The organism is Oleiphilus sp. HI0067 (genome assembly GCF_001635735.1).
The window spans coordinates 1-721 of the sequence record NZ_LWFI01000035.1; the positions used below are offsets into that span (position 1 = coordinate 1).

General features: G+C 43.4%; 1 protein-coding gene. It reads left to right on the forward strand.

Annotated features, from left to right (window positions below; genetic code table 11):
- Nucleotides 1–324 precede the first annotated feature (324 nt).
- Nucleotides 325–721: ribonucleotide reductase N-terminal alpha domain-containing protein (locus tag A3739_RS00705; protein WP_304440232.1), on the forward strand; the 397-nt coding region annotated here is incomplete at its 3' end.

The window sequence follows — 721 nt, forward strand, 5'->3', positions numbered from 1 at the left end:
ACAGAATCTTCACATACCACTATATGCTGTTATACTTCTTCGCAAGTACGCTACATATAGTAAACCAACAATTCATAATACTATATATAGGGATACATCTTCTATCCCGTCATCAGGCGTAACTAAACGAATAGCTGTACCTTTGAACCCTCGTAATCGCTTAGTTGTCTTGGCTTTAAAGGTTATACGTGAGCAGAAAGAGAACATTTCTGCCACCACTAAATATAGGGGTTGCTCAGGTAAGGCAGCCAATAAAACATTTTAATGTGATAGCTCACTTAAGGAAGAGTGTCTGTCATTTAGAACGTCCACGAGGTTTCATAAATGAACGCTAAGGTCGAACCGCTCATTTCTCCACTCCCGATGCAAGATGCGTCGGTAGACATTTGGCACACTAAATACCAGCTGAAAACAAAGTCTGGCGAGGCTGTTGATAAAACAATCGCTGAAACTTATGAACGTGTGGCCCGTGCTCTATCTTCTGTAGAACCAGAGGAAAAGCGCGAGCAGGTATATGCAGATTTTAAATGGGCATTAGAAACTGGCGTCATTCCCGCAGGCCGCATTATGTCGAATGCAGGCGCTGGCGAACATAAGCCTGCAACTTCCACCATTAACTGTACCGTTTCAGGCACAGTCTATGACTCAATGGACGATATCCTACTTAAAAACCACGAAGCAGGCTTAACACTAAAAGCCGGCTGTGGCATCGGATATGAGT